The following is a 21,185-nucleotide window of genomic DNA, read 5'->3' on the forward strand; positions in this document are numbered from 1 at the left end:
AAGGCTTTTTCCTTAGGTTTTTCTTTTTACTTTGCATCATAATTTAATACATGATAAATGGTGATTATCAGGTGTTTTATTGGAATAGTATTGTTTTTTAGCTTAACCAAGCTTGATGCCCAAACAATTACTCCCAAGTATTCCAATGAATTCATGAATATTGGTATTGGCGCCCGTGCCCTCGGAATGGGGGGTGCCCAGGTATCCTCTGTCCGAGATGTGACAGCTGCGTATTGGAATCCGGCCGGTCTGATCGGAATCCGGCACCAACATGAATTTGCCATGATGCACGCAGAGTATTTTGCCGGCATTGCAAAGTTCGATTACCTGGGGTACAGTACGAGTATAGATATGGACAACTCCATCGGTGTGTCTCTGATCCGGTTTGGGGTGGACGATATTCCTGACACAAGATTTTTGTACGATGCCAATGGGGCTTTGAATTACAATAACATCCAATTTTTCAATGCAGCGGATTATGCTTTGATGTTATCTTATGCGAGGGACGTCAGTGATGTATTCAAAATCGGCTTCAACGGAAAAGTGATCCATAGGAATGTGGGTAAATTTGCGCAGGCTTGGGGCTTTGGACTCGATGTAGGCGGGATTTTTCTTTTGGAGCAATGGAGATTTGGTTTTATGTTGCGGGACATCACCACAACTTTCAATGCGTGGTTTCACAATGCAGACATGGTGAGGGACATATATGCCCAAACCAACAATCAGATTCCTGTCAATTCCATTGAACTTACCTTGCCGCGAGCGATATTCAGCGTGACGAGAGACGTAGAGATCAATGAGGAATTCAGGGTTCAGGGAGTTTTTGATCTGGACTTGACTTTTGACGGAAGGAGAAATACACTTGTGAGGACCGGCTTGGTCAGTGTCGACCCAAGGTTGGGGATAGAAGCATCCTATAGAAATATGGTTTTTCTGAGAGCGGGGGGGAGCAATGTGCAGCGGATCAAGGATTTTGATGCGACTTATTACACATCTTGGAAACCCAGTTTTGGCTTGGGAGTTTTTCTCAATGAAAAATTCCAGATTGACTATGCGTTGTCCGATATTGGGGGAATTTCCCAAACACCCTATTCACATGTGTTCAGTGTGAAGGTGAGTTTGAAAGAACATGAACAGAGATTTAGGTTGAATAAAGGCTGGGAATATTAATGATGGCGAAAAGATTCTTTTTTTCAGTGGTGGCTTTGTTCTATTGCACTTTGGCTTTGGCTCAAAGTGAATGGATTGACTTTGACCGTACTTATTACAAAATCCCAACTGCCACAGATGGGATTTACAGACTGAATTTCACTTCCCTTTCTTCCTCAGGGCTCAATCCCAATGTCATCGATCCTCGAAACATCCGTGTCTTTCACCGCGGAGAAGAAGTAGCAATCTTTGTTCAGGGCGAGGCAGACGGCAAGTTTGACCCGAATGATTTTATTGATTTTTATGGCAAAAGGAATGATGCCACCTTGGATGTCAAGTTTTATGATGATCCTTCCCATTTGGGAAATACCATGTATAATACCCACAATGACACCACCGCTTTTTTTCTGACACTATCGCCCGATACCCGTGGCAAAAGGATGGCTAGAAGGCAAGAATCCAATGCATCTATTCCTTTGCAGGCCAATTACCAAACCATCCGGCAGGTAGTCTATTTTGAAAATTATAATCTTGGACAGATTTACAGTCCGGGGGTGTACCTGACTGATTTTGAACAAGGAAGCGGTTGGATGAGTGCTGCTATCACTAAAACCAACCCCAGAACGGTGGTGCTTGCTGACCTTGGGGATGTTCCCAATACAGGTAATGTGCAGCTGGAAATCGGACTCACAGGCAGGTCACCAAGTCCCCATACTTCCCTCATCAGCGTGGGACCCAATTCCAGTAATTTGAGGCAGGTGGCCTCCTACGATTATGAAAATTATCAGGCTATACACCAGGTGGTTGGACTTTTGCCATCAGACTTTAGCCCTACCGGATCGATTGCCATTCGGGTAGCCTCAGCAGGTACCGGGGCAACAGATAACGTTTCCATTGCCTATATCAGATTGACCTATCCCAAGGTTGTAGCAGATGGTGATTTTAGCAGAGAAATATTTATTTCGGGAGCTGAAAACAGTAGAGTCCAGATAGGAAATGTCCTTTCTGATTACCTAGCCTTAGAAGTGTCGGATCCGATCAATCCCATCCTTGTCCCTGTTACCAAAACCGGGAACCAAGTTGCTTTTGTCTCCGGTACAACGGGTGTTCCAAGCAAGATTTTTGTCCAAAACCAACTGAACATCAATAGGATTGCCACTATGACTCCGGTGAAGTTCCGGAATGTTCTCGGGCAAAAAGCCGACTATATCGTTTTGTCCCACAAAACACTGAGAAGACCTTCTTCCACTTATGCTGATCCGGTCAAAGCGCATGCTGCCCACCGGGCTTCCCCACAAGGGGGAGGATATGATACTTTGGTAGTCAATATCGACGAACTTTACGATCAGTTTACTTTTGGAGAAAAGACACCTTTGGCTGTTTATGAATTCCTGAGGGCCTATTATCCTATCCACAAGCCTGACTATCTGTTGCTGATAGGCAGGGCAATGGGGATTTTTTCTACAGCTAGAGCCAATGGGATCAATTTTTTCTATCGACAAAACCCATCTGTTTTCCAGTTTCAGGACCTTATTCCTCCGGCAGGATATCCCTATGCGGACAACAATTATTCGATGGGACTGGATCCGGACAACCTCAGCACGGCGGCTATTGTGATTGGAAGAATACCTGCCCGAAATCCCGAACAAGTGGCTGCTTATCTGGACAAGGTTAAGGAAAAAGATGCCCTTGGAGTATCAGAAGATTGGCAAAAAGAAGTGGTCCATCTCAGTGGAGGGGTATCTGCTTTCGAGCTGAACAGGTATTTCAATTTTCTGAATGGGTTTAAAAACATAATTGAAGGTCCCTACATGGGAGCGAATGTCACCACTTACCGCAAGCGTTCCAATTCGACGATCGAACTGATCGATATTTCCGGTGATATCAACAGAGGTACCAGTTTGGTGACCTTCTTTGGACATGGGTCTCCTTCGCTGATAGACATTGAAATCGGGTTTGCTTCAGATCCCACGATTGGATATAACAACAAGGGGAAATATCCTATGTTGCTCCTCAACGGTTGTGATGCCGGTAATGCCTTTGGAAATGCATATACTTTTGGAGAAGATTGGGTGCTGACTCCGAATAAAGGTGCCACGAATTTTATGGCCCATGCAAATATCGGTGTGGATGTTTACCTCCGTAGGTACAGTGAGGCATTCTATATCAAAGCATTTTCTGATTCCGCGACTATCTACCAACCCGTAGGGATGGTTAGGAGAGAGGCAGAAAAGTGGTTTTTTGACAGATACGGACAATCACCGGTCAACCGCTCCCATGCCGAGCAGTTGGTCATGTTGGGTGACCCGGCAGTAAGGCTTTTTCCTGCCAACAAAGCAGACTATTCTGTCAAGGAGTCTGATGTGACTTTGGGAAGCTTTGAAGGGGAGACTTTCAATGCACTTGCCGATTCCTTAGATTTCTCCTTTATCCTAAAAAATATCGGAAGGGTAGATGTTGATTCCCTCGAATTCAAAATCTCCCGAAGATTGCCTGATGGAACAAATATCAATTTCCCATCCATAAGGATTCCTGCAGTTTACAGAAAAGATACCATCCATTTTGCTGTTCCAAATACAGGTATCCAAGCCTTTGGGGACAATATTTTTACCTTGGAAATCAATCCGACCAGGGTGATTCCTGAGATGACTTTTGGTAACAATGCCATCACTGTAACCAAATTTATCCCGCTTAGTGGAACCATTCACCTGATTCCGGAAAACTTTGGAATCGTCAATGAAGCAGAAATCAACCTCATTGCACAGATTCCCGGAAAATCCGTGGAATCAAGAAACCTGGTGATACAGCTGGATACAGCAGCCAACTTCTCCTCTGCCATCAGAAGGGAAACCAGGATTACAACTTCCAATTTGGCAAATTGGGAATTGAACCTTTTCCAAAATGTGACCCAAAGAGACTCGGTGACATTCTATTGGAGGTCAAGATTTTTGGACCCAAGAGAAGGGGAAAGCCAAGAGTGGACTGAAGGAAGTTTTACATTCATCTCCAATGGCCCTCAAGGTTGGGTACAAAGGAAGCTTGCCCAATTAGAAACCAATCAACTAAACAACCTTGAAATCGAACCCGTCAAGCGCCAATGGAAATACAAAGACACCAAGCTGGATGTGGGTGTATTTACATTTGGAAACCAAACAGACAGCTTGACATTTAGGAATACCCAATTTTACCTGCAGGGTGTTCCATATATTATTGATAATGTAAACAATGCCAACTCAAGGCTTTGTCCTGACGGTTCTTTGGGTTTGGTGGCTTTTGAGCAGAGGTCTCTGACACCTTATTTGGTGATTCCTGTACCGGGATTTGATATCCTGGATGGCAGGAGTTGCGGTAGGGTGCCACAGGTGATTCAGAGTGTTCGCAACGCGTGGATTACACAACCTGGTCAAAGGATGCTTCTTGACTATATCGATGGACTAAAGGAAGGGGACTATGTGGTGATTTTCTCCGTGGGTAATGTGACCTATCAGCAATGGCCGGATGCCGTATTTGAAAAAATGAAAGAAATCGGAGCCAATGAAGCTGTGCTCAGAAATCTTCAAAATGGCGATCCTTACATACTCTATGGACGAAAAGGCATGAGACCTGGAGAAGCTGTGGAGATCGTTTCCCAACAGAACATTGAATTGGAGACAAATCAGCAGATCATAGAATTCGATACCGAGTTGCAGGGTTATCTTTCTTCGGGAAGTATCGTCACGCCAAGGATTGGGCCTTCGTCGGAATGGAAGAGATTCTTCAACAGCGTCAATGGAAGGGATTGGTTCGATGAGGAGTTGGCATTTTTTGATGTGATCGGTGTTGGGCCTACAGGCGATGAACAGGTACTTTTCAATGAAGTGCAAGACGGAGAAATAGACCTTTCCAATGTCAATTCGGACCTTTTTCCTTATCTGAGACTGCGGTATGCCATGAAGGATTCGCTTTCGACCGCGCCGGCGTACCTGGACAAGTGGCAGGTAAATTATACAGGAGTCCCTGAGGGAGTATTGATATTCAATGGCAAAGAGGAAAAATTGAACTTACAGGAAGGACAGGTTGCTACCCTCAGTTTTGAATTTGTAAATATTTCCCAATTGGATTTCCGGGATTCCTTGGTCGTGGAATGGGAATTCAACAACACGACAACCAAGAAAATAGAAAAGTTTTCCAAAAAGATTCCAGCTGTCAAATCGGGTGAAAAATATGGGTTCAACATTGAGTTTAATTCTACCGGCAATGGAGGAGATATCCAGGTGGAGGTTTTTGCAAATCCAAGAATTATCCTCGAGCAGACTTACAGAAACAACATCATCGATCTCGGGACCTACTTTGTAGTGGCGCCGGATCAAAACAATGCCATTTTGGACGTTAATTTTGATGGGGTTTACATCCTTGATGGGGATATCGTTTCGCCGACTGTCATGATTACTTCTATCCTCAAAAATGACAAATCCCTTATCCTCAAAAAGGATACCTTAGGCTTAGAGATATATCTCAAAAAACCTTGTGAGGATTGTCAGTATGAAAGAATTAATTTTTCTTCTCCTTTGGTCACTTGGTCTGAAGCAACTGAGAATAGCAGTTTCAAAGTGGAATTCCGTCCCGGACCTTTGGAAGATGGGATTTATACCCTGAGAGTGGTGACCGAGGACCTAGGTGTCGACAAACCTTACGAAATCAACTTTGAGGTTATCAACGAATCCACCATCACCAACTTCTATCCTTACCCCAATCCATTCAGCACCAGCACCAGATTTGTATTTACAGTGACAGGTTCCGAAGTGCCTGATCAGATCAAAATCCAGATCATGACAGTGACCGGAAGGGTTGTCCGTGAAATCCTTCAGGATGAAATTGGCCCAATCAGGATTGGTAACAATATCACCGAGTTTGCTTGGGATGGCAGGGATGAGTTTGGAGACCAATTGGCCAATGGTGTTTACATCTATCGGGTTCTTGTCCGCAAAGACGGACAATTTGTAGAGCTCAGGGAAACTGCAGGGGACAAAGCCTTCAAACAAGGTTATGGAAAAATGTATTTATTGCGATAAGGATGTGATGAATTCTTTTCGAAGAATCCCTAATCAAAAAAAAATTTGGTAACGGCGGTAACCCTGTATACAAACTTTGATTTATTGTCTTTTAGCTAGGTCAAAAGAATAGAAAACAAAGAAGCCTGTTTCTGACCAGAAACAGGCTTCTTTGCATATCGTTAAATATTCTTTGGAATATCAACCTTCTTCATCTTCATATTCCAAAACCACAATTTCATACATATTTTTACCATTGACCTGTACAGGCTGATAGTAGGTTTCACCGTATCTTACTAAAGTTCTTTCTCCTACTTTCACTTCCTCACCACCTTCGGACAGATTTTCAACCAAAGCACCCGCTGTCGGAGGTACTACTACATACCCATTGGCAGTCTTTTCATAAAATGCGCCTCCCCAATAATAGTTGATTTCATTGTCTTCCAATTTTACTATTTCGTAATTGTCCGGTATAGAGCTTACTTCTGCACCAATCGGTGCAGGAACGACAACCCAGCCATCGTCATCTTTTTGGTAGAATACCCCATCTGCGTATTGGAATTCATTGACGACATTCGTCACGTTGGTCACATTGGTGATATTGGTTTCATTGGTGACATTGGTAACGTTTACCACCTGAGCCTGAGGAGGAGGCATAGGCATCCAAAAACCCCAAGGATGCCACATCGGTCCCCAAAAGAAAGGGCGAAATGCGAAGAAGAAGAATGGATGGAATGCGAATACTCTCATTCCTCCCCACATAAAGGGTGGACGCATCATCATTGGAGACATCACATTTACCCTTACTACTGTGTTTCTTTGGGCATTGATATTGATATTGTTATTGTTCCCGATATTAATGTTGTTGTTTCCTCCACCAGGTCTGTTTCCACCTCCTGGTCCGTTTCCACCACCGGGTCTGTTGTTATTGCCTACTCCGGGATTTCTTCCGCCATCACCACCTGGCCTAGCACCTGAGGCACTTCCTGCCCTATCACCATCTCTGTTTCCGGTTCTATTACCTGAAGCGCTTGCTTGACTATTTGCGCCAGCGCCCTGATCCCTTGATTGACGTGAAGAGTTGATGGACCTGTCACCAGTTGCCTGATTGGTGTTAACTTTTCGGTCCGGAGCTCTTTGTGCTCCACCATTGATGGATCCGGGGGTACTTGTAGAAGGTCTGGCAGAAGGCTGTGAGGCACGATTTGAGGGTGCTGCAGCCGGTTGTCTGGAAGGGCTACTTGTGTTTGGCCTTGAAGCGGAGCTACCACTTTGTCTGGATGGAGAAGCGCTACTTGGTCTAGATGCAGCCCCGCCCCCGCTAGGTCTTGAAGCTCCACCACTGCTCGGCCTTGCAGCCGCGCCACCACCTGCTCGGCCTCCACCACCATGGCTCATTCTCTGAGCCAAAAGGCCGTCTGGATTAACAGTCAGGAATAGCATCAACATTGCTATACCTGCCAATTTTGCATATTTATTGATCATAATCATGAGCTTTAATTTCAATAGGTTGATGATTTGGAAACGATATTTAAGCGTCTTGCATTTTCAGGAGCTACAAAATCAAAGATAGCTACCGGTAAATCGGGGTTTAACTTCCAATTGGAAAATGTACCTTCGAATTGCAGGGTCTCTCCGTCTTTTTTCTCATGGATGACATATCGCCCAGGGAGAGCAAATGTGTCATTGTGAATCCAAATCTGAATGTGTTTATCGGTTCCTTTCGCAACAATATGGTGGTAATCTCTGCCGTCAAAATGGACCAATCCTATATAATAGATACTTTCACTGCTTTCGATCAGATCATCAGTAAATGAGGGATAAAAGAAATCACCCGCAGGGAAATCAACACCATAATCGGCGTTGACCATATCGATGGTTTCAAGGATGTTGTCCGGAGTCTCGATAAACCCATAAGTATTGGCAGTAAAGGAGTAATACATCAGCATGTCTGTATTATACCAATATCCCAATTCTTCTTTGGGCCCTTTGGAATGAATATGCATTTTGTCTGGTCCTACCATATGGACATCATGCACTGAATACTGCCTGAGTATTCCTTTGCCTGGATCATTGACATCTATTCCGGTTTTGAGCTGAAAACTGCAGGATTTAAGATCCCCAATGACCTCGCTCATTCGGTCCAAAAGGACCACTGCTCTTGCATCCATGGTACTGTCCTGTGCTTTTGCACCGACTACCAAGAAAAATGCAACCATAAAATATCCTATTTTTTGCATAGACTTTAGGTAATTGATAAATTGATAATTTTGTATTGAATCTTGAAATAAATTTAAAAACAATCGGGACAAACAGCTAGGGTTTGCAAAAAGAAATCAGGTTTTGTGACCTAGGGAATATTTTTTTAGGAGTTTCATTTTTCAGGTGAAAATGGGTGGTAGCAAGGTGTTTTATTTTGTTCTAAAAAACCGCCAAATTCCCCATAAACTCAGTAACAAAAGAAAAATGAAAATCCAGGCTTTTCCTGAAATCCCTTCCTGATTGATTGCACTATAGATATCTGTACCAAGAGTTCCGGCAGAAAAGGTAATAATTGTTCTTGGCAACATTCCGATACTGCCAAAAAGTACAAGTTTTTTCCAACCTACATGCAGCAATGAAAAAAGAAAGTTAGAAACTGCAAATGGTAGGATGGGACTCAATCTTCCAAAAAAAATCAATTCTCCCATCCGGTTTCTTTTCATTTCGATCAGGTTTTTTGCTTTGGGGTACCTGTCCAAAATCAGATCTAGACTTTCTCCACCTAGTTTTTTGCCCCAGGCATAACCCAACAAAGAAGCAAGATTATAGGCCAAAAACAGATATAAAAAAGCTTCCCAGCCAAATAGGAACCCCGAAAGGACTGCGACCAGCGTGGTGGGCATCAGGGCTAAACCCATCAATAAGGTAACAAAAAGCAGGTATGTAGCGGCAGTCAAGACAGAGGAAAAATCCCAATTTTGGAGATTCTCGGAATAATGGATCAATACAGGAATTCCTAAAAGACTGCCTATCGACGGCACTACCGCAACCCAAACAAGTGCCAAAGCAACGACTGGATTAATCCTGTAGGCGGATTGGAATTCCTTGAATATGCCTTGCTTTTTTTCCATCTTTGGGCCACTGAAGCGCAAAGGAAATCAAAACTTCGGAATTAAACCCAAAGAAATTAGATAGCAGAAATATGAAATTTGGAACAAAAGCAATCCATGCCGGTGTAGAACCGGATCCATCCACAGGGGCAATCATGACCCCGATTTTTCAAACTTCGACATATGTCCAAAAATCCCCCGGAGTGCACAAAGGGTATGAATATGCAAGAACCCAAAACCCTACCCGGGATGCACTACAAAAAAATCTGGCTGCCCTCGAAAACGGAAAGCACGGATTGTGCTTTTCATCAGGCTTGGGAGCCATCGATGCAGTGGTCAAATTGCTCAATCCCGGTGACGAAGTCATCAGTACCAATGACCTCTACGGCGGAACTTACAGGATTTTTACCAAGGTTTTTGGGCGCTATGGGATCAAATTTCATTTTATCTCCATGGAAAATCCCGCTTCGATTGAATCCTATATCAACAAAAACACCAAGATGATCTGGGCTGAGACTCCCACCAATCCGATGATGAATATCATTGACGTGGAGGAAATCGGAAAGATTGCCAAGAAGCATAAGATTCTTTTTGCCGTTGACAACACTTTTGCGACTCCTTTTCTCCAAAACCCTTTGGATATGGGAGCAGATATTGTCATGCATTCCGTTACCAAATACCTTGCAGGTCATTCTGATACCGTGATGGGCGCGTTGATAGTCAATGATGATGAACTTGCCAAGCAATTGGCTTTCCTCCAAAATGCCTGTGGAGCGACACCTGGACCTCAGGATTGCTTTTTGGTATTGCGTGGGATCAAAACACTCCATATCCGCATGGAAAGACATTGCCAAAACGGAGCGGAAATTGCCCATTTTCTGAAATCCCATCCTAAAGTGGACAAGGTTTATTGGCCGGGATTTGAGACTCATCCAAACCATGCCGTTGCCAAAAAACAGATGCGGGACTTTGGGGGGATGATTTCTTTTGTCATCAAAGGCAACAAATTGGAAGATGCCATCAAGGTATTGGAAAACATGCATTACTTCTCCCTTGCGGAATCTCTCGGCGGCGTTGAATCCCTTTGTGGGCATCCCGCTACCATGACACACGCAAGCATTCCAAAAGCAGAAAGAGAAAAAGTGGGTTTGGTAGATTCGTTGATCAGACTCAGTGTAGGGATAGAAGATGTCGAAGACCTGAAAGAGGACCTAGCGCAGGCATTGGAACTGGTATAAGTTTGGTGGGTATTCAGGAATGAATGCCCGTACTTTAAAAAAATACAATGAACTTTGGGAAACATGGAAAAATAGAAATTCCATGTTTCTTTTTTTGTCCGAAGCAAAGGAATTTGGGAAAATGATTTTTGGCTTAAAGCAGCTCGGAAAATTCGAGGGGAGAAATGATCGGAAGAATGGGGGTTGTTTTCTTTAAAAAACCTTTGTCAGAGGTTACAATTACACTTATGTTATTTTCAAGTGCGGTGAAATATTGGAGGGCATCTTCTAAATCTCCAAAGTCAGATTTTATGGCTTTAATTAGAGTATTCTTGTTGGCCTCCAATAACTCAAAATTCAAAATTATCATTTCCAGAATGGCCTTGGTGGCTTCCAAGCCTTTACTTTTTTCTAAAAAATAAATACAGATTTGAATGGAGGATATGCTGAAAAATCCAATAATTTTTCTTTGATCAATTGACTCAAATAATTCTGTAATCCCTGTGGTTCCTCTCTCTAGAAAGAAGTCCAAGAGGACATTTGAATCAAAATATACCCGATGCTTCATTTAGGTTAGTTTTGATTTAAAATAGGTTTCCTTCCAATCAAAATCTTCTGGAAATTCAGTTTTTGACTTGGGTAAAGTCTTTAAAAACTCAATCAGACCTAAATTACTTTTTGTTTTGGTTTTTGGTTTTAGAATTTCCGCAAAATGGGTTTCAACCAAATTTGAAATGCTGATATCTTGCTCAATGGCATATTGCTTGACCTCATTCAGCAAGTTTTCTTCAATGGTTATATTGAGTTTTTTTTTCATAAGAAAATTAAATACGTATAAATATATGTTATACGCATAGAAAGGTCAAGAAAAAAATGAGATTAATTGAACCCGTACTGATTTCCGATGGTTTTATTTTTTTATTCTACACATTTTTAAACCAATTATGACCATGCAGAATCTTGAAAACAAAACAGCACTGATTACCGGCGGAAGCAAGGGGATCGGATTTGGAATCGCAGCCGCGTTGATGGCTCAGGGGATGAATGTAGCCATTACAAGCCGCTCCCAAAAAGGTGCGGATGAAGCGGCTGCTGAACTGAATAAATCCGGAAAAGGTAAGGCATTAGGGATTAAAGCTGACGTTAGGAATTTTGAATCCCAACAGAAAGCGGTAGACACCGTACTGAAAAAATGGGGAACTTTAGACCTTTTTGTAGCCAATGCCGGAGTTGGGTTTTTTGCCTCTATTGAGGATATGACTTTGGACCAATGGCATGAAACGATAGACACCAACCTGACAGGTGTGTTTTACAGTTTAAAAGCGGGATTGGATGGATTAAAAGCTTCAAAAGGATATTTTATTTCTATTTCTTCCCTTGCAGGGACAAATTTCTTTGTCAACGGATCGGCATATAATGCTAGTAAATTTGGGGTCACGGGTTTCACCCAAGCTGCTATGCTTGACTTGCGACAACACGGTATCCGGGCTACTACGATCATGCCTGGCTCAGTGGCTACCTATTTCAACAACCACAAGCCTAATGAAACTGATGCGTGGAAAATTCAGATAGAGGATATAGGTCAGATGGTGGTGGACTTGATGCAAATGAATCCAAGGACACTTCTAAGCAAAATTGAAGTCAGACCAAGCATGCCTGCTTGACCAGATCAAAGCAATAATAAAATTAAATTCAGTACCCAAAATTGAATTGTCAGTTTTGGGTACTTTTTGTTTCGGTAGCATCTTGGATGTTTGGTTTTTTCCTATTTATTTCCTGATAATGAATTCCCTCATCTCAACAATTAAATCTTGCCGTATCTGTGAGGCTTATCTTCCTTTGGGTCCAAGACCTGTTTTTGTAGCCGATTCCGCTGCAAAAATCCTGATTGTGGGACAGGCACCCGGCACCAAGGTTCATGCTTCAGGTATTCCTTGGGATGATCAAAGCGGCAAAGAACTTCGCAGGTGGTTGGGTGTCGATAAAGAAGACTTTTATAATCCAAAACTTTTTGCAATAGTACCAATGGGATTTTGTTATCCTGGGAAAGGAAAAGGTGGTGACCTTCCTCCCAGACCCGAATGTGCCCCACTTTGGCACCATCAACTTTTGTTACAAATGCCCCAAATCCGACTGACCTTGCTGATTGGCAGCTATTCACTGGACTATTATCTGGGAAAATCCAAAAAGAAAAACCTTACTGAGACTATCACCGCTTTTGAAGAATACCTTCCGGCATATTTTCCCTTGGTTCATCCCTCCCCGAGGAATAAAATATGGCAAAAGAAAAACCCATGGTTTGAGCAAGTGGTCGTACCGCGCTTAAGGGAAAAAGTCCATGCCATAATCGTCAATTCCAATCCATGAATCCCATCCTTGAAACAGATCGTCTTCTCCTGAGAGAATTAAACCTGGGCGATGTCCCTTTTATCCTTTCCCTGCTGAACAGTCCCGGCTGGCTGAAATATATCGGAGATCGGGGGGTCAAAAATGAAGAACAGGCAAAGGATTATCTTTTGAACGGTCCACTCAAAAGTTATAAAGAAAATGGTTTTGGCCTGTATTTAGTAGAAGAAAGGATTTCAAAATTACCAATCGGATTGTGTGGCCTACTCAAAAGAGAAACTTTAGAAAATCCTGATTTGGGATTTGCGTTCCTTTCGGATTATATGGGCAAAGGATTTGCCTTTGAGGCTGCACATGCAGTTTTGGAGTACACGAAAAGTGAGTTGAAGATGCCGACAATCCTAGCCATTGTTCTTCCCAATAACCAACCCTCCATTAAACTACTAGAAAAGCTAGGTTTTCAATATCAGAAGACTATTCAGGTTAAAGAAGGGGAAGATTTGAGTCTATTTCAGGTCAATCTATAAAACCGGATCCTGACACCTACTTCTCAAATCATCAGTCCCATGGAACCGAAAGAAAAACCAATTATGGCGCCGATGACCAATTCTTTCATGCTGTGTCTCTTCATTTGCCACCTTGACCATGCCACCGCAAGTGCAAATCCCAAAGTGATAAATCCTGGCAAAAACCCAAACACAAAAATATTTACCCCGATATAAAATGCGATTCCGGCATGCATGGAGGCTTTTATTTTGAGATTGACCAAGGCCATGGACAGTACCATGGCAAAGAAAACCAACGTTTGACGCAGGACTTCTCCAGGAAAATCGAGGATCCAAAAGACCAAAAGCAAGACCACAAAAAGGCTGATGGCAAAAGGATAGAAGCCTTTCCTTTGCATCCTGTCGGAGACATCAAAGTTGGTATATTCCCCGCTTTTCATTTTCCGATAGTTGTTCCAAATGATAGGAACTGCTACAAGCACAATCACAAGGAAAGAAACCATCAAGGCCATTTTCCTTTCGAGATTCTGAAAGGACATAAAAATCACGTAAGCATTTCCAAACAATAGTGGGTGTCCTATTACAGAAATGAATTTTGCGGTTTTTTGTCCGTTAACATTCATCAGTTCGGTTGGATCAGGTCCCAAAGATTGCCATAAAGGTCCTCAAATACGGCTACAGTCCCATAAGGCTCCGTGCTTTTTGGACGGAAGATTTTGATGTTTTGATCTAAAAGATTTTGGTAATCCCTTTCGAAATCATCGGTGTACAAAAACAGAAAAACACGCCCACCGCTTTGGTTTCCGACTGCCTGGAGCTGGACTTCATCTGCCGCTTTGGCCAATAAGATTTCACATTGTCCATATTCATATCCTGGCGGCGCTATTCTGACCCATCTTTTGGTATCCGACATGCGGGTGTCTTCCAATAATTGAAAGTGGAGTTTTTTGGTGTAAAAAGCGATGGCTTCGTCATAGTCCCTGACCACCAAGGCGAATTTTGCGATAAATTGTTTCATTATTCTTCTGGTAAATACCGTTGATTGGAAATTTCCGAAATTACCCCAAACCTGCAATTTTTCGGATTTTCCTCCCAATTTGTTTTTTGGTCACTATTAAGTTCAATGAATTTGGTCACTTTGGTCTTCGATTGTTGTGGCGATAAAGGAGGCAATCTGCTCATAGCCCATATCGGAGGGATGGATGCCATCTTCTGAAAAAAACTCTCCGGCAAACTTTCCGCCATGATTTTCAAAAGAAAGATGAGGTAATTTTTTTTCCAACTTTTCCAATTCTCCGGTTAAAATCCCCCTCTGCCATCCCAAGAAGAACCGCATGATTTTGGGTATTCCAGGAAACATCTGAACAGGCGGAATAAGAGGTATGGTGATTTTCTCCACATTTTTTTCCAATACAAGATATTGGATAAAGGATTCTATTTTTGTTCTGAATTTTCCCGGAGGTGTGAATCTGAAGCAATCATTGGCGCCGATCAGGATGATGGTTTTTGAAAAATTCCTTGGCATTTCATTTTCGGATTTTCTAAAAAGACTTTGGAGGTTCTCTGCCTTTAGGCCATTTTCACCAATATTGATAATTGTGAATTGCTCTTTTAAATTTTTGAATATGTGAGAGGCAAATGTCCTTTCGGTACTCGTCGCTCCCACACCGGCGGCGGTGGATTCTCCTATGATCAATAGACAGGATCCTGGATTGGAGCTTTCAAGTTTTAAAAATTCACTCCTTGGCGGAAGTTTGACAAGGTTGTTTTTCAATTTTGTTCCAATGATATAAAGAATTGGAAATACCGGTACCAATACCACCAATTCTAAAAAATACGAAAATCTGTTGCGCATGACTTTGTGTAAAACTGTAAACAAAACACCAAGCCTTGATTCAAAGCTTGGTGCAGAATTGGTTATGCTGAAAAGAGATTATCCTCCGACTTTTTTGGCTTTATATCCCTCTTGGATCAGGATCTGAAGGACTTTGTCACGGTGGTCGCCTTGGATCAGGATTTCCCCTTCTTTGGCACTTCCCCCTACGCCGCATTTGTTTTTGAGGATTTTGCCCAGTTCCTTGAGATCATCTTCAGTCCCTATAAATCCTTCTATTAAAGTCACCTGCTTGCCGCCACGGGATTTTTTGTCCAACATGACTTTGAGATTTTGCTTTTGAGGGGACAAAGTTTCATCTTCTTTTTCTCCCCCAAAATTGAATGCGAAATCATTGCTGGTGGAATAGACCACACCGTCCCTTTTCTTCCAGTCGTTGTTGTTCTTTTTTGACATTTTATTTTTTTGATTTCATGGTCCACACTGGCCTTTGGGCAGCATTGACCACATCTTCTGCAATACTTCCGCTCAGCAGGTGCAAAAATCCTGTCCTGCCATGCGTGGCCATGGCGATCATGTCGGCATTGACATCATCGGCAAACTCAAGGATGCCTTCTTCTTCCGAAGTGCTGTTGTACACCTGCATGGAAGCTGCATTGATCTCAAAATCTTCTGCAAAGGTTTTCATCTTTTCCATCGAAGTCCTCGTGCTTTCAAACATCGAAGGGGTATTGATTTTGACCAAGTGAATCTCTGCACCTATGGTGGCTACGGCGGTCTTCAGTCTGTCGATTACCTCGCTTGGTACTCCTTCAAAGTTGCTCGCAAACACTACTTTACGGATGTTTTCTGCAGAGACAGGTCCCTTAATCGTGATGACAGGACAGGATGCATGCCTTACGACTTTTTCGGTATTGCTGCCGACCAATACCTCTTCCATGCCCGAAGAACCTTTGCTCCCCATGATTACAATGTCAGCTTTGGCATCGATTATTTCTTTGGAAATTCCAGCAAAAGGATTCCCGAAAACCATTTTGGTTTCAAATTTAAATCCGTCGTCTTTGAATTCCTCCTCCATCGCTGCCATCTGTTTTTTTCTCTTTTCGATCAGCTCGATCATAAAAATCTGGCTTGATTCGCTGCTAAAGGAACCGACTTCACCATAACTCGAAAAACTCTGTGGTGAGGGCAGTTCGATGATATGTAAGAGTTCTAATTTGTTTTTTGTCCTTTTTGCCAATTCAATGGCAAATTCAAAAGCATAGTTTGCTTCTTTGGAAAAATCATAAGGAACGAGAATTGTTTTCATGGTATAGGGTGTTTATTGATGCAGGAAATTACAAAAATTACCTCAATCCTTTCAGCAACTGATCCTTTTTATCTAAAAAAATAATATTCCAATTCCAAAAACTAAAACCCAAAGCAATGTTGAAATGGCCATTTTTTTTAGATTGGGATCAAGATCTCTCGCTTCGGTTTTTGAGGCCACGGATTTTCCTACTTTTGCCATGATTGGAAGGACAGCCAATGCTATCAGACAGCCATAAGATTGGTTGAGGATGGCAAAAAGCACCAAAGACAAATTTCCGCCAAAAATCAATCCCCAATTGTAAATCACAGCTTTTTTCCGGCCGATACGAACAGGAATGGATTTTTTCCCTGCGAAGGTATCTGCTTTGATATCACGGATGTTATTGATGTTCAAGACCGCAGTACTGAAAAATCCCAATGAAACAGCAGGCAAAACAATACTCCAATCAAAGGACAGTGAATGCAGAAAATACGTGCCTAAAACTCCCAATAAACCAAAAAACAAGAAAACTGAAATATCCCCCAATCCGGCATAGCCATAAGGCTTGCTGCCGGAAGTGTAAGTCACTGCCGCTACGATGGCTGCGATACCCAAACCCAAAAACAGGAGAAACATCTTCCAATCCTGAAGGGAAATGTAAAGCAATACCAATCCTGAAATTAATGAAAGGCTACCCAGAAGAAACATTGCTTTTTTCATTTCTCCCAAACTGATGATACCCGACTGAACTGCCCTGATGGGGCCTTCCCGGTCAGCAGAATCCGCGCCATGGATGCTGTCGCCATAGTCGTTGGCGAGATTGGAAAGAATCTGAAGAAAAACAGTCGTCATTGCTGCCATCAAAAATACCCAAAAGCGAAATTCCCCTTGGTAGGCTGCAAGAAATGATCCCATTAAAATACTGGACAAAGCCAACGGTAACGTTCTCAAACGGATGGCATGCATCCAGGCCTGTCTTTTATTGGATAAGGTAACTTCCACTTTTTGATTTTGGATCAAAACTAACAAAAAGACCTGTTTTCGGAAGGAAAACAGGTCTTTTTGTAACAAATATTTGTGTTATTCAGCAATAAGTTTCAGGATTTCTTCATCCATAGGCTTCACTGAGGAAGCGAAAAACTTTACAAGTTCACCTTTTTCATTGATGAAGTATTTACAGAAGTTCCATGTAGGTTCTTTGTCATTCCATCCGTTCAGGTCTTTGTCTGAAAGCCATTTGTAAAGGGGCGCTTTGTCATCACCTTTTACGGATATTTTATCCATCATCATAAAGGTGACCCCGAATTTGGAAGAGCAGAATTCTTTGATTTCCTCATTGGTTCCTGGTTCCTGACCACCAAAATTATTGGCAGGAAAACCGATGATCGTCACCTCATCTCCATGTTCTTGATGAAGTTTCTGGAGGTCTTCGTACTGTTTGGTATAGCCACATTTCGAGGCTACATTCACCAATAGTAGTTTCTTTCCTTTGAATTGGGAGAAATCGACTTCCTGACCATTGATGTCTTTCATTTTAAAATCGTAAAAAGATTTTTCCATAACCATTTCATCTGGTGATACATTGTTGACTGGTTCTTGCTTTTGGATAAAGCCTGTGAAGGCTAAAGCGATGATTGCGAAAGTGAAAAGGATTTTTTTCATATTACATTCTGTCTGGGACTTTGATTCCTAATAACTGCATGCCCTTGCGAATTGTTTTGGCGGTGATGGCAGAAACGGCAATTCTGAAAGATTGGACCTTTGGGTCATTTTCATGGAAGATCGACAATTCTGCGTAGAATCTATTATATTCTTTAGCCAAGTCAAAAAGATATTGGGCTAATACAGATGGCGAGTATTCTTCTCCAGCTGCCATTATTTTTTTCTCAAACTCATTTAAAACAACAATCAGGTCTCTTTCAGCAGGCTCAAGCTTGTCCAATCCTTCAAATCCCGCACTGCTGTAATCAACTCCGATTTGTTCGGCTTTTCGGAGAATAGATGCAATTCTTGCATGGGAATATTGGATAAATGGACCGGTATTTCCCTGAAATTCAATGGATTCCTGAGGATTGAAAAGCATCCTTTTCTTGGGATCGACTTTGAGCAAGAAATATTTCAAAGCGCCCATTCCCAATATTTCATATAGTTCAGCAGCTTTTTCAGCGCTGAAACCATCGATTTTTCCAAGTTCTTTGGTATGGCTTTCGGCCGTCTCGATCATTTCCTGCATGAGGTCATCTGCGTCGACGACGGTTCCCTCACGAGATTTCATCTTTCCGGTAGGCAAATCCACCATCCCATAGGATAAGTGATATAAACCATCTCCATAAGGACGACCCAACTTCCGCATGATCTTGAACAACACATCGAAATGGTAATCCTGCTCGTTGCCGACTACGTAGACCGATTTGTCAAAATGGAAATCCTGGTATTTCAATTCGCAGGTCCCCATGTCCTGGGTGATGTAGACCGAAGTGCCGTCAGACCTCAGAACCAGTTTTTCATCCAAACCTTCGGCTGACAGATCGACCCAAACTGAACCGTTTTCTTTTTTGAAGAAGACGCCTTTTTCCAGGCCTTCATCTACGATGTTTTTCCCCAAAAGGTAAGTGTCTGATTCGTAGTAAAACTTATCGAAATCAACTCCCATTTTTTTGTAAGTGGCATCAAATCCCTCATACACCCATCCGTTCATGGTTTTCCAAAGGTCAACCACGCCATTGTCTCCTGCCTCCCAAAGTCTCAGCATTTCCTGTGCTTCGAGCATGAGTGGCGCATTTTTCTTGGCCTGCTCTTCTGGTTGGCCATCGGCAACAAGCTGTTGGATTTCTTTTTTGTATTCCCTGTCAAAAATCACATAGTATTTTCCTGCCAAATGGTCTCCTTTTAGTCCGCTTGAAGACGGGGTTTCTCCATTGCCGTGGTGTCTGTAAGCTACCATTGACTTGCAGATATGGATGCCGCGGTCATTGACAAGGTTGGCTTTGACTACTTCATAGCCGTTGGCTTTCAGGATTTCAGCAACGGCATAGCCTAGGAAATTATTCCTCAAGTGTCCAAGATGCAGCGGCTTGTTGGTGTTGGGGCTGCTGTATTCGACCATTACCTTTTTTCCGTTTGCGGGAAGTTGGCCCAAATCCGGATTGCCGTAGATCTTTGAAAAAATATCCAACCAAGATGTCTCACTCACAGAGATGTTCAGGAATCCTTTGACAGTGTTGAAAGAAGAGACCACATCACAGTTTGCCACGAGATATTCCCCGATTTTTGCACCCGAAGCCTCAGGATTGAGTTTGGTGATTTTCAAAAACGGAAACACCACAAATGTAAAAGTCCCTTCAAATTCCTTTCGGGTAGGTTGTAGGGCAAGTTCTTCTAAAGTTGCCTGATGACCAAAAAGCTCTTGAAAAGCTTGTTGAATGCTGGCTGTTATTTTCTGTTCTATATTCATGAAATAGACATGAGACGTGAGATATGAGACTTGAGACTGTGACCATCGATCGGTATTAGTATCTCTTTCTCAGTTTTTAAATTTTATACTTTTATTAACCAAATAACCAAATCACCAATAACCAAATCACCAATAACCAAATCACCAATAGCCCTTAAACTTAAAAGTTATCCACCAATGACTTGGTAGTCGCTTCTAAAATGTCAAAGGCGTTTTCGGCCATCAGGTTTTCGGAATCTAGGGTAGGATTCACTTCTACGATTTCCCAACAGCAAACCCGCTTGTCTTTGATCAATTCTGTGTTGAGCTCGAGGGCTTCTTTTACAGTTAATCCATTGGCAACGGGCGTTCCGGTACCCATGGAGATCGATGAGTCCAAGCTGTCCACATCAAAGGAAATGTAAATCTGATCACAATTTCCAAGGATGCTAAGTGCTTCGGCCGCCACTTTGGTGATGCCAAGGTTCCTTACTTCTTCTGTGGTGAAATTTTTGATCCCATATTTTTTGATCAGAAAATCCTCAGGCGATTCGGTATCCCTTACAGAAATGAATACTATATCTTCCGCTTTTATTTTTGGTGCGTCGCCGCCGATTTTTTTAATTTTCTCCCAATACTGAACGGTCTCTTCAGCAGGCTGATTGACTTCACAGTCCCTGTTGTCGGTCTGAATACACATCGCCAAAGGCATCCCGTGCATATTTCCTGAGGGGGTGGTATAGGGAGTGTGGAGGTCAGCATGTGCATCTATCCAAATTACCCCGAGACGTTTGTCAGGATGGGCAGACTTGATTCCCATGATGGTGCCTGCGGCTGTGGAATGATCTCCCGCCAATATTATTGGAAAAAGCTTTTCCAATCTCAGCGATTCTATGGTGCTGTAGACATTTTTCAAAACCTGGTAGACTCCATCGATGTATTTGGCATTTGGATGTTTGTTTCCTTTCCAAAGAAAATTGTTGGCATCAGGGACATGGATAGGATCAAATCTGGTGAAGAAATCCGAAGTTTTGTCTAAGCTGGCGATTTTTAGTGCGTCAATTCCAAGACTCGCGCCTCTCGTTCCGGCGGCAATTTCCGATCGGACCTCGACCAATTTTATATCTCTCATAGATGGTTTATCTGGGCTTCATTCAATTATTCTTCATTCGAAGTGCCGCAAAAGTAGTCAAAAAAAGGCTGAAAAACCATTTGAAAAGATTCATTTGAGAAAGTCAATACCTGCCAAAACGGGTCTTATTCACCATGTAAATTTTTGGAGATTCA

General features: G+C 42.5%; 20 protein-coding genes. 6 read left to right on the forward strand and 14 right to left on the reverse strand.

Annotated elements, in window-relative coordinates; all coding sequences use genetic code 11:
• Positions 1 to 57: 57 nt before the first annotated feature.
• Together DQW11_RS17210 and porU2 are read left to right on the forward strand one after the other, a co-directional pair.
• Positions 58 to 1,170, forward strand: coding sequence for a putative type IX sorting system protein PorV2 (locus DQW11_RS17210; protein ID WP_113925353.1), 1,113 nt, complete (start codon positions 58 to 60; stop codon positions 1,168 to 1,170).
• Positions 1,170 to 6,200 carry a putative type IX secretion system sortase PorU2 gene (gene porU2, locus DQW11_RS17215; protein ID WP_317047897.1) on the forward strand — a complete coding sequence of 1,677 codons (5,031 nt, stop codon included), beginning with the start codon at positions 1,170 to 1,172 and terminating at the stop codon, positions 6,198 to 6,200. Before DQW11_RS17210 ends, porU2 begins: the two co-directional genes overlap by 1 nt.
• Before the next feature lie 180 nt (positions 6,201 to 6,380).
• Here the strand turns inward: porU2 and DQW11_RS17220 are convergent, their stop codons facing one another.
• The 3 genes from DQW11_RS17220 to DQW11_RS17230 all read right to left on the reverse strand — a co-directional run bounded on the left by DQW11_RS17220 (position 6,381) and on the right by DQW11_RS17230 (position 9,292).
• Positions 6,381 to 7,664: a DUF6515 family protein gene (locus tag DQW11_RS17220; RefSeq protein ID WP_232826782.1), complete on the reverse strand. Its 1,284-nt coding sequence runs from the start codon at positions 7,662 to 7,664 to the stop codon at positions 6,381 to 6,383.
• A gap of 17 nt (positions 7,665 to 7,681) precedes the next feature.
• The gene (locus tag DQW11_RS17225) at positions 7,682 to 8,419 is read right to left on the reverse strand and encodes a DUF2092 domain-containing protein (RefSeq protein ID WP_113925355.1); all 738 of its coding nucleotides are present in this window, start codon (positions 8,417 to 8,419) and stop codon (positions 7,682 to 7,684) included.
• A 171-nt stretch (positions 8,420 to 8,590) separates the two neighbouring features.
• A complete protein-coding gene (locus tag DQW11_RS17230) occupies positions 8,591 to 9,292 on the reverse strand; it encodes a TVP38/TMEM64 family protein (RefSeq protein WP_113925356.1) in 702 nt (233 codons plus the stop codon).
• Between the two features lie 71 nt (positions 9,293 to 9,363).
• Here DQW11_RS17230 and DQW11_RS17235 point away from each other — a divergent pair, with 71 nt between their 5' ends.
• Positions 9,364 to 10,509, forward strand: a complete 1,146-nt coding sequence (locus DQW11_RS17235; RefSeq protein WP_113925357.1) for a trans-sulfuration enzyme family protein — start codon at positions 9,364 to 9,366, stop codon at positions 10,507 to 10,509.
• Positions 10,510 to 10,642: 133 nt separating this feature from the next.
• Here the strand turns inward: DQW11_RS17235 and DQW11_RS17240 are convergent, their stop codons facing one another.
• Both DQW11_RS17240 and DQW11_RS17245 read right to left on the reverse strand, forming a co-directional pair.
• Positions 10,643 to 11,056, reverse strand: coding sequence for a type II toxin-antitoxin system VapC family toxin (locus tag DQW11_RS17240; protein ID WP_113925358.1), 414 nt, complete (start codon positions 11,054 to 11,056; stop codon positions 10,643 to 10,645).
• Positions 11,057 to 11,305: a DUF6364 family protein gene (locus DQW11_RS17245; RefSeq protein WP_113925359.1), complete on the reverse strand. Its 249-nt coding sequence runs from the start codon at positions 11,303 to 11,305 to the stop codon at positions 11,057 to 11,059. It abuts the gene before it with no gap.
• A 133-nt stretch (positions 11,306 to 11,438) separates the two neighbouring features.
• On the opposite strand from DQW11_RS17245, the gene DQW11_RS17250 reads away from it, so the two are divergent.
• The 3 genes from DQW11_RS17250 (at position 11,439) to DQW11_RS17260 (ending at position 13,361) form a co-directional block, all read left to right on the forward strand.
• A complete protein-coding gene (locus DQW11_RS17250; protein ID WP_113925560.1) occupies positions 11,439 to 12,152 on the forward strand; it encodes an SDR family oxidoreductase in 714 nt (237 codons plus the stop codon).
• 118 nt (positions 12,153 to 12,270) lie between these two features.
• A complete protein-coding gene (locus DQW11_RS17255) occupies positions 12,271 to 12,855 on the forward strand; it encodes a uracil-DNA glycosylase family protein (RefSeq protein WP_113925561.1) in 585 nt (194 codons plus the stop codon).
• A complete protein-coding gene (locus DQW11_RS17260; RefSeq protein WP_113925360.1) occupies positions 12,852 to 13,361 on the forward strand; it encodes a GNAT family N-acetyltransferase in 510 nt (169 codons plus the stop codon). Before DQW11_RS17255 ends, DQW11_RS17260 begins: the two co-directional genes overlap by 4 nt.
• 23 nt (positions 13,362 to 13,384) lie before the next feature.
• Here the strand turns inward: DQW11_RS17260 and DQW11_RS17265 are convergent, their stop codons facing one another.
• The 9 genes from DQW11_RS17265 to rocF form a co-directional block, all read right to left on the reverse strand.
• Positions 13,385 to 13,963, reverse strand: coding sequence for a phosphatase PAP2 family protein (locus DQW11_RS17265; protein ID WP_113925361.1), 579 nt, complete (start codon positions 13,961 to 13,963; stop codon positions 13,385 to 13,387).
• A complete protein-coding gene (locus tag DQW11_RS17270) occupies positions 13,963 to 14,358 on the reverse strand; it encodes a VOC family protein (protein ID WP_113925562.1) in 396 nt (131 codons plus the stop codon). Before DQW11_RS17270 ends, DQW11_RS17265 begins: the two co-directional genes overlap by 1 nt.
• 102 nt (positions 14,359 to 14,460) lie before the next feature.
• On the reverse strand, positions 14,461 to 15,195 hold the full coding sequence (locus DQW11_RS17275; protein ID WP_113925362.1) for a GDSL-type esterase/lipase family protein: 735 nt from the start codon (positions 15,193 to 15,195) through the stop codon (positions 14,461 to 14,463).
• A 78-nt stretch (positions 15,196 to 15,273) separates the two neighbouring features.
• Positions 15,274 to 15,630 (reverse strand): translation initiation factor, encoded by a 357-nt coding sequence (locus DQW11_RS17280; RefSeq protein WP_113925363.1) that lies wholly within the window; start codon positions 15,628 to 15,630, stop codon positions 15,274 to 15,276.
• Between the two features lies 1 nt (position 15,631).
• Positions 15,632 to 16,483 (reverse strand): universal stress protein, encoded by an 852-nt coding sequence (locus tag DQW11_RS17285; RefSeq protein ID WP_113925364.1) that lies wholly within the window; start codon positions 16,481 to 16,483, stop codon positions 15,632 to 15,634.
• A 72-nt stretch (positions 16,484 to 16,555) separates the two neighbouring features.
• Positions 16,556 to 17,467, reverse strand: a complete 912-nt coding sequence (locus DQW11_RS17290) for a 1,4-dihydroxy-2-naphthoate polyprenyltransferase (RefSeq protein ID WP_113925563.1) — start codon at positions 17,465 to 17,467, stop codon at positions 16,556 to 16,558.
• A 78-nt stretch (positions 17,468 to 17,545) separates the two neighbouring features.
• On the reverse strand, positions 17,546 to 18,127 hold the full coding sequence (locus tag DQW11_RS17295; RefSeq protein WP_113925365.1) for a glutathione peroxidase: 582 nt from the start codon (positions 18,125 to 18,127) through the stop codon (positions 17,546 to 17,548).
• A gap of 1 nt (position 18,128) precedes the next feature.
• Entirely contained in the window at positions 18,129 to 19,919 is a 1,791-nt protein-coding gene (gene argS, locus DQW11_RS17300) for an arginine--tRNA ligase (RefSeq protein ID WP_113925366.1), read from the reverse strand.
• A 160-nt stretch (positions 19,920 to 20,079) separates the two neighbouring features.
• Complete coding sequence (rocF, locus tag DQW11_RS17305) at positions 20,080 to 21,030, reverse strand: arginase (protein ID WP_113925367.1); 951 nt, start codon at positions 21,028 to 21,030, stop codon at positions 20,080 to 20,082.
• Positions 21,031 to 21,185: the final 155 nt, after the last annotated feature.

The organism is Cognataquiflexum aquatile (assembly GCF_003316845.1).
Taxonomy (GTDB): Bacteria; Bacteroidota; Bacteroidia; order Cytophagales; family Cyclobacteriaceae; genus Cognataquiflexum; species Cognataquiflexum aquatile.

What these genes read in the sequence shown, in the direction of transcription:
- DQW11_RS17265 (WP_113925361.1), bottom strand. Translation starts at nt 13,963, where the DNA reads ATGAATGTTAACGGACAAAAAACCGCAAAATTCATTTCTGTAATAGGA.
- DQW11_RS17280 (WP_113925363.1), bottom strand. Translation starts at nt 15,630, where the DNA reads ATGTCAAAAAAGAACAACAACGACTGGAAGAAAAGGGACGGTGTGGTC.
- DQW11_RS17250 (WP_113925560.1), top strand. Translation starts at nt 11,439, where the DNA reads ATGCAGAATCTTGAAAACAAAACAGCACTGATTACCGGCGGAAGCAAG.
- DQW11_RS17235 (WP_113925357.1), top strand. Translation starts at nt 9,364, where the DNA reads ATGAAATTTGGAACAAAAGCAATCCATGCCGGTGTAGAACCGGATCCA.
- DQW11_RS17285 (WP_113925364.1), bottom strand. Translation starts at nt 16,483, where the DNA reads ATGAAAACAATTCTCGTTCCTTATGATTTTTCCAAAGAAGCAAACTAT.
- DQW11_RS17270 (WP_113925562.1), bottom strand. Translation starts at nt 14,358, where the DNA reads ATGAAACAATTTATCGCAAAATTCGCCTTGGTGGTCAGGGACTATGAC.
- rocF (WP_113925367.1), bottom strand. Translation starts at nt 21,030, where the DNA reads ATGAGAGATATAAAATTGGTCGAGGTCCGATCGGAAATTGCCGCCGGA.
- DQW11_RS17255 (WP_113925561.1), top strand. Translation starts at nt 12,271, where the DNA reads ATGAATTCCCTCATCTCAACAATTAAATCTTGCCGTATCTGTGAGGCT.
- DQW11_RS17230 (WP_113925356.1), bottom strand. Translation starts at nt 9,292, where the DNA reads ATGGAAAAAAAGCAAGGCATATTCAAGGAATTCCAATCCGCCTACAGG.
- DQW11_RS17295 (WP_113925365.1), bottom strand. Translation starts at nt 18,127, where the DNA reads ATGAAAAAAATCCTTTTCACTTTCGCAATCATCGCTTTAGCCTTCACA.
- DQW11_RS17245 (WP_113925359.1), bottom strand. Translation starts at nt 11,305, where the DNA reads ATGAAAAAAAAACTCAATATAACCATTGAAGAAAACTTGCTGAATGAG.
- DQW11_RS17275 (WP_113925362.1), bottom strand. Translation starts at nt 15,195, where the DNA reads ATGCGCAACAGATTTTCGTATTTTTTAGAATTGGTGGTATTGGTACCG.
- DQW11_RS17225 (WP_113925355.1), bottom strand. Translation starts at nt 8,419, where the DNA reads ATGCAAAAAATAGGATATTTTATGGTTGCATTTTTCTTGGTAGTCGGT.
- DQW11_RS17220 (WP_232826782.1), bottom strand. Translation starts at nt 7,664, where the DNA reads ATGATCAATAAATATGCAAAATTGGCAGGTATAGCAATGTTGATGCTA.
- porU2 (WP_317047897.1), top strand. Translation starts at nt 1,170, where the DNA reads ATGATGGCGAAAAGATTCTTTTTTTCAGTGGTGGCTTTGTTCTATTGC.
- argS (WP_113925366.1), bottom strand. Translation starts at nt 19,919, where the DNA reads ATGAATATAGAACAGAAAATAACAGCCAGCATTCAACAAGCTTTTCAA.
- DQW11_RS17260 (WP_113925360.1), top strand. Translation starts at nt 12,852, where the DNA reads ATGAATCCCATCCTTGAAACAGATCGTCTTCTCCTGAGAGAATTAAAC.
- DQW11_RS17210 (WP_113925353.1), top strand. Translation starts at nt 58, where the DNA reads ATGGTGATTATCAGGTGTTTTATTGGAATAGTATTGTTTTTTAGCTTA.
- DQW11_RS17240 (WP_113925358.1), bottom strand. Translation starts at nt 11,056, where the DNA reads ATGAAGCATCGGGTATATTTTGATTCAAATGTCCTCTTGGACTTCTTT.